This window comes from Pseudonocardia sp. N23 (assembly GCF_002583555.1).
Taxonomy (GTDB): Bacteria; Actinomycetota; Actinomycetes; order Mycobacteriales; family Pseudonocardiaceae; genus Pseudonocardia.
Window position 1 is genome coordinate 1 of sequence record NZ_BEGX01000066.1, and the last position, 11,100, is coordinate 11,100.

General features: G+C 59.4%; 5 protein-coding genes. 4 read left to right on the forward strand and 1 reads right to left on the reverse strand.

What is annotated here, in order from left to right:
- Positions 1 to 127 precede the first annotated feature (127 nt).
- Positions 128 to 1,276, reverse strand: coding sequence for an acyl-CoA dehydrogenase family protein (locus tag TOK_RS19815; protein WP_098959501.1), 1,149 nt, complete (start codon positions 1,274 to 1,276; stop codon positions 128 to 130).
- A 558-nt stretch (positions 1,277 to 1,834) separates the two neighbouring features.
- On the opposite strand from TOK_RS19815, the gene TOK_RS35425 reads away from it, so the two are divergent.
- The 4 genes from TOK_RS35425 (at position 1,835) to TOK_RS19835 (ending at position 10,621) form a co-directional block, all read left to right on the forward strand.
- Positions 1,835 to 3,028 carry an NAD(P)/FAD-dependent oxidoreductase gene (locus tag TOK_RS35425; protein WP_098959498.1) on the forward strand — a complete coding sequence of 398 codons (1,194 nt, stop codon included), beginning with the start codon at positions 1,835 to 1,837 and terminating at the stop codon, positions 3,026 to 3,028.
- Between the two features lie 186 nt (positions 3,029 to 3,214).
- Positions 3,215 to 6,736 (forward strand): indolepyruvate ferredoxin oxidoreductase family protein, encoded by a 3,522-nt coding sequence (locus TOK_RS19825; RefSeq protein ID WP_098959502.1) that lies wholly within the window; start codon positions 3,215 to 3,217, stop codon positions 6,734 to 6,736.
- A 770-nt stretch (positions 6,737 to 7,506) separates the two neighbouring features.
- Entirely contained in the window at positions 7,507 to 8,766 is a 1,260-nt protein-coding gene (locus tag TOK_RS19830) for an MFS transporter (RefSeq protein ID WP_172457665.1), read from the forward strand.
- Positions 8,767 to 9,430: 664 nt separating this feature from the next.
- Positions 9,431 to 10,621, forward strand: coding sequence for an acetyl-CoA C-acetyltransferase (locus TOK_RS19835; protein ID WP_098959500.1), 1,191 nt, complete (start codon positions 9,431 to 9,433; stop codon positions 10,619 to 10,621).
- Positions 10,622 to 11,100: the final 479 nt, after the last annotated feature.

Consider the following 11,100-nt stretch of genomic DNA (forward strand, 5'->3'; position numbering starts at 1 on the left):
TTCTTCTTTCGGGGGTCACCTACCGCCCGGCCCACCATGAAGAGCCCGGGCTAGAGGGCCCAGATGCCAATGCCTTTGGGTCAAAACAAGTATTGACGGCTAGAGAACAGGCGAACCAGGACCACACTTAGGACGGATCAGTTGGGGTGCTGATACTTCGAGAAATCACGATTCGCTGAATCTCGCTACTGCCTTCATAGATCTGGTAGAGCTTCGCATCTCGGTAGAGCTTCTCGACAGGGTACTCACGGCTGTATCCCATGCCTCCATGGACCTGTACAGCCTCGGAGGCAGATTCAACGGCAGCATCAGCTGTGAACAGCTTCGCGTGGCCAGCGCTTAGGACTGACGGAGTTCCCTGGTCGGCAAGCCACGCAGCCTTGTGAGTGAGAAGACGGCCTGCAGACGCCTTCCAGGACATCTCAGCGAGCTTACTTCCAATAGCCTGATGGTGGCTAATAGGAACACCCATCGAGAGTCTCTCCGATGCGTACTGGTGCGACTCGTCCAGACACCTACGAATCAGCCCAACCGCCATGGCCGCAATAATCGGGCGCGAGTGGGTGAAAGCACGCATTGCAATCGAATACCCCTGCCCCTCATCTCCAAGACGATTTTCTACGGGGACCCGTACATTCTCAAAGAACACTTCCGATGAAACAGATGCCTTCTGGCCAAGCTTTGGAAGCGGCGGTCCGACAGACAGGCCGGCCGACGATGCTTCGACAATAAAAGCAGAGATACCCTTCCTTCCCGCATCAAGAGTGGTCTTTGCAAATACCACAAAAAAATCCGCCATGGGTGCATTCGTGATCCATGTCTTGCTGCCGTTGAGAATATACGAATCACCATCGAGCACCGCGCGTGTAGTGATCCCTGCCACATTCGACCCGGCGGCCGGCTCAGTCATACCAAATGACGCATACGAGCCACTCCCGATCCGCGACAGGTACTCAGCCTTCTGATCCCGGTTACCAGCTAGAGCGACCGCACTCGCCGGAAGAGAAGTCAGGGTCAACGAGCTCGCAAATCCAGCGCAAGCATAAGCGACCTCCTCTGCAACGATCACCTCCTCGATGAGCCCCGCACCGCCACCGCCGTACTCGGGAGCCAGCGAGATCGTGCCTAGGCCGATCGACACGGCGTGATCGAGAACCTTACGCGGATTTGTGCCGGTAGCATCCCATTCCGCGGCGTAGGGCTGGACCTCATTCAATGCGAAGTCTCGCGACAGCTCCATCAGCGACATCTGGTCAGCGGAATAGCTGAAATCCATCACTAAACCCTTCCTAAGCAGTCCAACCGATACTGAGCTTGCTGATCGGCGGGATCTCGATCTCACTTTAGCTGCGCATTATGACGCCAAGCATGACGCCAGCCGGCCTAGGGCATGAGCCGTGCGGACACGGGAATGCAGCACCCGCGACCGAGGACAAGACAACGGTCCGACGCAACGAAACGCTATATGGATTCTCATCGAGCGAGAAACCTAGTCGCGCCCCTACCTTGGGCAGGCTCGAATGAACCTGGAGGTGCTGCCCCTCAGGAGGCAGCCGATGACAAGCAGCGCCGCGCGCTCACCGCCACGTTCAACATCGATGCGGCGGCACATGCCGCAAACTGATTCCAGGGAACAGCAGGCGATAGGCAGGGGGAAACGTGGGAGCGCACTTCTACTTGCAGATCAGATTTGAGAACGGCGCAAGCGTTTGGCGGTTAGATCCTGGCATTCAGGAGCTCGCACCCAACGAGTTTGGAGGACTCTACAAGTAAGTGCCATCAGCAGACAGGTTATGAACCTCAAACCATATTCTCTGATAACAAGGTCCTTGCCATGCAGAACATCGTTGTTGTGGGAGCATCCCTGGCAGGCATCAGCGCTGCTCACACTCTACGGGGGCTCGGGTTCGATGCAAAGTTGACGATCGTGGGTCAAGAGACCCACGCGCCATACCGGCGTGACTTGCTCTCGAAGCAATTTCTTCGCAAGAATATGCCAGCTGAGCAACTGACATTTCAACGATACAGCGAGATCGACGCCGACTGGTTCTTGGGACACTCGGCTACGGGCCTAGATATGGCACGCCAGTGCGTCCACCTGTCAAACGGATATGAGATTCCGTATGATGGCCTTGTTGTTGCGACAGGCGCGCGCGCGCGGAGATGGCCGCAGCCTCTCGACAACTCTGGCCCAATTCACTATCTGCGAGCCCTGGATGATGCACTGCGCCTCCAGGACGCGCTGAGTCGTTCCTCAAGGGTCACAGTGATCGGCGGCGGATTCATTGGTAATGAGGTGGCAGCAGCATGCCGCATAAAGGGCCTGGATGTCACGATCGTGGACTCACGACCTCTTCCCCTTGAGAACGAGCTAGGGGATCGTGCCGCAGATACCTGCGTCGATCTGGCCGCATGCGATGGGGTGAATCTTCGACTTGGCACTGAAATTAGGGCGATCTCAACGACCGAGACAGGAGCCACTGTGCTACTCGCAGACAACTCAGTCGTGGAGAGTGACATCGCAGTCTTGGATATCGGTACCGTTCCCAACACTGAGTGGCTAGGCGAAGCGGCGCTTCAGCGCAGCGATCGAATTCTCTGCGACGAATCCGGGGCAGTTCGCCAAGCGCCGCCGGGCTACGTCGCCGCGGGCGATGCTGCATTCTGGAAGTCCGACGCTTCTCCCGAGCTCGCAGATCAGGGAAGGTGGATTTCGCCCGAACGTCAAGGCCGTATAGCTGCGCGAACTCTCCTGGGAGCGTCTCATAAACATGAGCACTCGTTCGTCGGACCGGACGAATTCATGCGGTCCGATCACTACGGTTATCCTATTCACTCTATTGGCATCACAGACTCGCGGGAGGCTCAATTCGAGCTGGCAGAAGGAGTCGACGGATGTCGCGGGTTTGCAGGGTCATTCTGGTGTGATGGAGATACGGTTGGGGCGGTAGCAATCGGTAATTGGCCGGCATTCCGAGGCCTTGTTAACAAGGTCCGCTCCGGCGGCGATTGGCTGGTGAGCTCCTAGAATTAACGACGGCGATCACGAGGCTGTTCCGGTCCAACATGCCGCTTATCGGGCGGTAATAGGACACACTGATATGACGACAAGATAACTCGGCCGCCTGCCGGGTGTTCAGGTCTCGCAGCACGGTTCCGAGTCGAGTAGACACGAGGCTCATGTCCCGAGCTATGTCGAATAGGATATAGAAGCATGACGGTTCCCGAACGTGCACTCGAAACTCTTGCTGAGCGATACACCCGTGACAGCGGTACGCTCCACCTCACAGGGACGCAGGCGCTAGTTCGTCTGCTGCTTGATATACGACGCGTAGATCAAGCGATGTCTCGTAACACAGCGGTGTTTGTCTCCGGCTATGAGGGATCCCCACTCGCCGGCTACGACCTCGAAATAGCCAGAGCTGCACAGATCCTCGGCAGCCATAATGTATCCCACCAATCAGGCCTGAATGAGGACCTTGCTGCTACGGCGATCGAGGGTACGCAGATTGCTTCTGGAGCGAGCGATGCTCGATATGATGGGGTTGTCGGTGTCTGGTACGGCAAGGCGCCAGGCCTAGACCGAGCAACCGACGCGATTCGGCACGCCAACTTCGCCGGCACACATCCTAATGGTGGGGTGCTGGCACTTGTGGGCGACGACGCGATCTCAAAGTCGTCCACACTCCCTAGCTCATCAGAGGCGGCGCTGGCCGACCTTCTAGTTCCGACCCTATCCCCCGCCGATTCTCAGGAAATTATTGACCTCGGTCTCCACGGCGTCTCGATGTCGCGCGCGTCTGGACTGTGGGTGGCCCTAAAGCTCTTCACTAATGTTGCCGAGGGTGCGTCTACTCTCGATTTGCCCGATTATGACGACCTCGCAGAGCGCCTGTCGAACAGCGAATCATTGAATCTCTATAGTCATACCATCAATGCACGTTCGGTTGGTGACGTACCCGTTGCGAATGAAGTAACAGCCGTACATCAGCGCCTGGCTGTCGTAAAAGCCTACTCGCGGGAGTTCGGTCTTAATAGGGTACTCTTCGAAGGCCGCAACGACCGAGTTGGAATTATCTGCGCCGGCAAGACCTATCACGACACTCGGCACGCGCTCGCTAGCCTCGGAATTGACGAAGCTGGGATTACCGACAGCGGCATTCGCCTGCTGAAGCTCGGACTCGTCTTTCCGATCGATCGCGACGAGATTCGGCAGTTCGCTCATGGCCTGTCGAAGATCATTGTGGTTGAGGAGAAGCGCGCATTTATCGAGACCGAGATAAAGTCGGCCCTTTACGGTTCCGACACTCAGCCGAGCGTCCTCGGAAAGACCGACACTACGGGCCGCGAACTCTTTGCCCCGGTCGGCGAGCTAGATCCGGATGCCATCGCAGTCGGACTGGCGCGGGTCCTGCAGGATTCTGTGTCCCTGCCGCTTTTGAGTGCCTTTCGGGACCGTAAGAGCCGGATGCGCGGAAGGATCGCCCTCGACCTCATTCCTCGTACGCCGTACTTCTGTTCAGGGTGTCCGCACAATCGCTCGACCAAGGTCCCTGAGGGGTCGCTCGTCGGAGCAGGAATCGGTTGTCATGGCATGGTCATTGGGATGGATGAGTCCATTGTTGGTGACGTCTTCGGTCTCGCCCAGATGGGCGCTGAAGGAATCCACTGGCTCGGTATGTCGCCCTATGTCGGGCGATCTCACCTCATTCAGAATATGGGTGACGGAACATTCAGCCACTCTGGAAGTCTCGCCATTCGGGCTGCGATAGCAGCTGGCGTGAGCGTCACATACAAGATTCTTTATAATTCCGCTGTCGCCATGACAGGCGGGCAACGGGCTGTTGGGCAAATGCCCATCCGTGAGCTCACGGAGATGCTCACAGCTGAAGGCGTTGAGAGAATCATCGTTACTGCTGATGACATGACACGTTACGGGCGGAAGCGACGTTTAGGCCCGCGAGTTGAGGTATGGCACCGCGATCGCCTGCCGGAGGCACACGAGGCGCTGAGAGAGACCGCTGGCGTCACTGTTCTGATTCACGATCAGGAATGCGCCGCGGAGAAGCGTCGAAAGCGCAAGCGCGGCCTGTTGAATGATCCACCAACCCGTGTGTTTATTAATGAACGGGTCTGCGAAGGGTGTGGCGACTGTGGCGTAAAGTCTAATTGTCTGTCGGTACAACCTGTCGACACTGAGTTCGGTCGAAAGACACAGATCCATCAGCAGTCATGTAACAAGGACTATTCATGTCTGGATGGAGACTGTCCATCTTTCGTGACGGTTTTGCCCGGAAACGTAGCAGCTAGGAGGCCCGCGGGGACCATCGAAAGCTCCGATCTGCCAGAGCCGCTCAACCGAGCTACTGACGGCGAATTTACGGTTCGAATTTCGGGTGTTGGCGGCACTGGTGTCGTAACAGTCGCCCAGATTATCGCTATGGCTGGGTATCTCGCAGGACGATATGTGCGAGGCCTTGACCAAACAGGTGTCGCTCAGAAGGGCGGCGCGGTGGTGTCAGACCTCCGGATATCTCCTCGGCCTGTCGCCGCACCAAATAAGCTTGCTAATGCGGAGTGCGACCTCTACCTGGCCTGCGATGTACTAGTCGGCTCCGAGCCGAAGAATCGCGAGGTAATGAACTCGACGCGGACTGCCGTAGTTGTATCGACCGACGCAGTTCCGACCGGTCAAATGATTGTCGACACAGCAACTCAGTTCCCGTCTGTCGATGGTATGGTTAGCGGTCTATTCTCGGATGCACGGGCTGATGCCGCACTGTCTGTTGATGCGCGCAGTGTGACTCGATTGCTGTATGGTGACGACCAGCTCGCGAACATCTTCCTCTTAGGCTGCGCCTACCAGATCGGTGCTTTGCCGGTATCGGCAGCATACATTGAGCGGGCAATCGTTCTGAATGGAGCGATGAAGGAGTCGAACATTCAAGCATTTCGGAGAGGTCGACAGTATGTTGCCGATCCTGGTGCAATCGAATCGGAGATTTCATCGCTGAATGGAGCGGTCCCTACACGAGAGTTGCCTGCGGATCCAGTTGTCGACGAAATTGCGAAGCTTGTTTCCTGCAGCGCCGATAGTGAACTTGGGCTCTCCGTCAGCCGGCGGGTGCGTGAGCTTCTTGCATATCAGGATAAGGCCTATGCGATCCGATATGCATCGCTCGTCGAGACCGTCCGGACATCTGAGTCAGGCGCGATGGACCCGGATGAGTCCACATTGTCCATTGCTGTGGCGCAACACCTCTACAAGCTAATGGCGTATAAGGACGAATATGAGGTTGCGCGGCTCCTTCTGGACTCGGATGCCGATCAGCGGCTCCGGTCCGAATTCGGAGATGATGTGAAGTACAAGTGGAATCTGCATCCGCCCGCCCTGCGGGCGCTCGGAATGAAACGGAAGATCCGCCTGGGATCCTGGGCACGTCCGGCACTACGTGTTCTCCGAGCTTCTCATATGCTGCGCGGCAGTCGCCTTGACGTGTTCGGCTATGCAGCAGTGCGTCGGCTGGAGCGGTCACTGCGTGATCGATACATCGCAGATCTTCATCTCATTGCCGCTAATCTGACCCGCGAAAACCACAGTGTAGCGGTGGAGATTGCGACATTGCCTGACATGGTTCGCGGCTATGAGGAGGTTAAGATTCAGAACGCGAATACCTATCTGGAGAAGGCCGACAAGCTTGTTGAGGTGTTTTCACCGGCTGCCGCGCAGCGATAGGGGGTAGCAGGCGACAGTACCTAGTCTGCTTCGGGCTACTTGGCAACGGTCCGTTGCTGCAGTGGTGAGTACTTGGCCGCCTTAGAGCGGAAGGTGTGGCCTACCTATTGGCTGTGTCTTAACGAAGGGTCCTATCCGTCCTGGCCTGGGCGTGGGTAGGACCCTTCGTCAATTTCCAGGAGTATCTACCCCCTTGGCATCTGGCTGCCGGCAGCTACTGCCGTTCTCAGGGGCGCGCTCTGGCCCCGGGAGTGGAAGAGCTCGGGGGGAGAAATTATCGCGATACTGGGTCCGTTGGTTTTTCACCTGATGGAAAAATCCTGTTGCGGCGGCAGGTTGAAGGCTACAGTCACCGTAATTCCATGCCACGTATCACAACGATGTGGAGGGCGTCATGGACCCGGATCGTGATCGTCGTCCTACAGAGCATCGACATCCGCAGGCAGACCCTGTTCAACCGCCTCCCCGGACGGTCGGTCTGAGTCCTTCATTTGGCATGCGGGTGCTGACTAAGGCCCTGGAGATCGTTTCTCAGATATGGGTGACTGGCCCAACAAGCGGGCCTCATCGGTGCCGGCTCTTAATTCCTCTAACCCTGCTTGCGCATATTCAGGTTATTTTTGGCGCTGCAGGTCTATTCCAGCGCCTCCCGTCTGGTTGGTAAATGGACCTGCCGCTAGCGCAATAAGGCAATTGGGCAAGGGAACGAGCGGATCGCTGGGTGCCAGCAATCCGCGTACTGGCGTGTCACCGACATGGAGGTTGGGCAGATGGCCGAAGAAGTCCAGAAACAGGAAGTTGTCTCAGCTGGTCCGTCAGACTCTATGCGGCGCCGAGCGATCGCGAGCGCCGGTGTCGGTTGGGGTCTTGATGGCGTCACATGGACGATGTATTCATTCGCACTTACCGTCGTGCTCCCTGTGCTGTCGATTTCGAGAGCGCAGGTAGGCTGGATTACGTTTGCGAGCATCGCAGCATCCGCTGTTGGTGGAATTGTCTGCGGCAACCTCGCTGATCGATTTGGCCGCGTGCGAGTGCTCACCTATGTTATTCTTGGGTACTCCTTGTTTACTGGTCTTACAGCGACTGCGCAAGATATGACGCAGTTCATAATCTGGCGTGTACTAGAAGGATTCGTATTCGGCGGCGAGTGGGCGGTGGGTGCTGCACTCGTTGCTGAGTACCTCAATCCGCGGGTACGCGGACGTGTCATGGGTTTCATCCATGGGTGCTACTCGCTCGGCTGGGCAATCTCGACAGCTCTGTATCTCATCGTATTCTCGATTGCGCCTCCCGAGACGGCTTGGCGCTATCTCTTCCTTCTTGGTGTCTTGCCCGCGGTTGCAGCGTTTATTATTCGGCGCACGATGCGGGACCGTGTTGATGTTGGGACTGTGGCGCCTGAGCGTAAGGCGCGTGTCCGAGATCTGTTTGCTCCTGGGCTTCGGAAGACCTCGATCCTCGCGACCATGCTGGGACTGGCGTGTCAGGGCATTTACTACTCGGTGTTTGTCTTTCTGCCGCTCTACCTCTCCTCTGTTAAGGGATTTTCAGTAGTTGGCACGGCGATGTACACTTGGGTTGTCATCGCGGGGTCGTTCCTTGGCGCAGTTACTGCAGGATTTCTCCATGATGCTATTGGTCGGCGGCGCGCATTCTGGATCCTATTGGCATGCGCCACGGGCGCAATTGCGCTGTTTGTCCTCAGTCCTTTGGTCGGAGAAGGCTTCGTCGGCTATCTGATTTGCTTCTCGCTTGGCTTCTTTGCGCAGGCGCAGTCGGCTGGACTGGGTGCCTACTTGGCGGAGCTCTTTCCGACCTCGATTCGTGCGACCGGCCAAGGGTTCGCTTACAATGTTGGCCGTGGCATCGCTGGTGTTGGTCCGCTCACGATCGGTATCTTGGCAGATCAGGTCGGTTTGGGTGGCGCGATTCTGTGGGTCGGCGGTGTTAGTGCGTGCCTGGGTATGCTTGCGGTGGCTGGCCTGCGAGAGACGCGGAATACGGACATCTTGGGCGACGTGCGCTAGTACTATCCGCTGTGCCTCGGTGGGCTCTGCATGGGCAGAGGGTGACATCCTAGCCTTTGTCGCCAAGAGAATGTGAGCTGCAATCTCTGACAATGATCGCTCATGCGTTCGGTTTGCTATCCGTTGGTGTCTGCGCCAGAGTGCGGCGGTCGGAGTGGGTCACCACTCCGACCGCTGGGCTGCAGGCCGGTAGTTTGTCTATCGGTGGTTTGAGCACGGGGAGAGGGCGCTTGGCGCTGGCAAGGCGAGTCCATGGCTGGTGCTGGCGTCCGCACCGGCAGCTGCTGCTTTCGGAATGTTCTCTTCCTTCAGCCTTGCAGCGGTGTTCGGATGGTGTGTGGGGCTTGCCCTGACCGGCTCGAGTGCTTGTCGAGCCGAGTTTCTTTCTCGCAGATAGAAGCCCATGTGGCGATCGCCCATCGGGACCCGTCGATCCTTGCGGTCCCCGCATTGGAGCTATGGTCGGGCGATCCCGCATGCGGATTTCAAGGTAACTGTAATCTTGGGCGTCCGTGCAGTTCTCACGGGTTCGAAAGCCGGCGACTGCAGGTATGGTCCCTGGAAGGTCCCGGCCCTGGTGCGGCAGTGCGTCCCGGCCGGCCGGTCGGCCGGAGAACGCCGTCAATCGTCCACCGCTTCGCCGCCGCAGTCGCTGGAGGTCTTCGTGTCCGGATCCGTGATCGTTGCCGGTGCCCGCACCCCCATGGGGCGCTTGCTCGGTTCCCTCAAGGGCTTCTCGGGCGCCCAGCTGGGGGGCGTCGCGATCAAGGCGGCGCTCGAGCGCGCGGGCGTCGCGCCCGACGCCGTCGACTACGTGATCATGGGCCAGGTCCTCACCGCGGGCGCCGGTCAGATCCCTGCGCGCCAGGCCGCGGCGGCAGCGGGCATCCCGATGGACGTCCCCGCCCTCACGATCAACAAGGTCTGCCTCTCCGGCATCGACGCCATCGCCCTGGCCGATCAGCTCATCCGCGCCGGCGAGTACGACGTCGTCGTGGCGGGCGGGCAGGAGTCGATGACCCAGGCACCGCACCTGCTCGCCAAGTCTCGCGAGGGGTTCAAGTTCGGCGACGTCACCATGCAGGACCACATGTCCTACGACGGTCTGTTCTGCGCGTTCGACCAGGTCGCGATGGGTGCGTCCACCGAGAAGTACAACGCGCGCTACGAGCTCTCCCGCGCCGACCAGGACGAGTTCGCCGCCCGCTCGCACCAGCGCGCCGCCAAGGCAACGATGGACGGCGTCTTCGCCGAGGAGATCGCGCCCGTCGAGATCCCGCAGCGCAAGGGTGACCCGGTGCTGTTCTCCACAGACGAGGGCATCCGCGCCGAGACCACCACCGAGAGCCTCGCGAAGCTGCGCCCCGCCTTCTCCTCCGACGGCACCATCACCGCCGGCTCGGCCTCGCAGATCTCCGACGGTGCCGCCGCCGTCGTCGTCATGAGCAAGGCCAAGGCCGAGGAGCTGGGCCTGACCTGGCTCGCCGAGATCGGCGCCCACGGCGTCGTCGCCGGTCCGGACGCGAGCCTGCACGAGCAGCCCGCCAACGCCATCGCGAAGGCCTGCGCGAAGGAGGGTATCGACCCCGCCGACCTCGACCTCGTCGAGATCAACGAGGCATTCGCGGCCGTCGGCGTCGTCTCGGCCCGCAAGCTCGGCATCTCCGACGACAAGGTCAACGTCAACGGTGGCGCGATCGCGCTGGGTCACCCGATCGGTATGTCGGGCGCCCGGATCGCGCTGCACCTCGCGCTGGAGCTGCGCCGTCGCGGCGGCGGCGTCGGTGCGGCCGCGCTGTGCGGCGGCGGCGGCCAGGGCGACGCCCTGATCGTCCGCGTGCCCGCGGCGTCCTGACCGCCGACGCCGTTGTTCGGGCCTTGGCAGACAGGAGGTGTCTCTATCGGTTGTCAAAGCGGCTGCGGCTACTGGTGGCAGCGACGTCCAGCACACCGATCGAGGCGGACTGGTCAACTACGACGAGGACTCGACCACGCATCACGAGGCGGGTGAACCGCCCCGGCGTGTCGGGAGACTTTGATCTTCTGGCCTGACTTCGGTCACCTCGGCCGAGTTCCGCGGGGCGTAGCGTGCTGACCTGGGATGATACTGTTCGCTGGATTCGATCTGAGGCACTAAAAGGGTGCTTTAGGCTCGGGGTCGTGGCGTGGGTGAGGCGGGTGCGGACGGCCTCGGGCGCCACGGCGGTCCAGATCGCCGAGTCCGTGCAGGGCCGGCGGCGGATAGTCGCTCATGTCGGTTCGGCGCACACCGAGGCCTACCTAGTACTGCAACGGCAGTCGCGGCGTGTCGTGAGAGGCTGATCGATGTCGGGC

What these genes read in the sequence shown, in the direction of transcription:
- TOK_RS19815 (WP_098959501.1), bottom strand. Translation starts at nt 1,276, where the DNA reads ATGGATTTCAGCTATTCCGCTGACCAGATGTCGCTGATGGAGCTGTCG.
- TOK_RS35425 (WP_098959498.1), top strand. Translation starts at nt 1,835, where the DNA reads ATGCAGAACATCGTTGTTGTGGGAGCATCCCTGGCAGGCATCAGCGCT.
- TOK_RS19825 (WP_098959502.1), top strand. Translation starts at nt 3,215, where the DNA reads ATGACGGTTCCCGAACGTGCACTCGAAACTCTTGCTGAGCGATACACC.
- TOK_RS19830 (WP_172457665.1), top strand. Translation starts at nt 7,507, where the DNA reads ATGGCCGAAGAAGTCCAGAAACAGGAAGTTGTCTCAGCTGGTCCGTCA.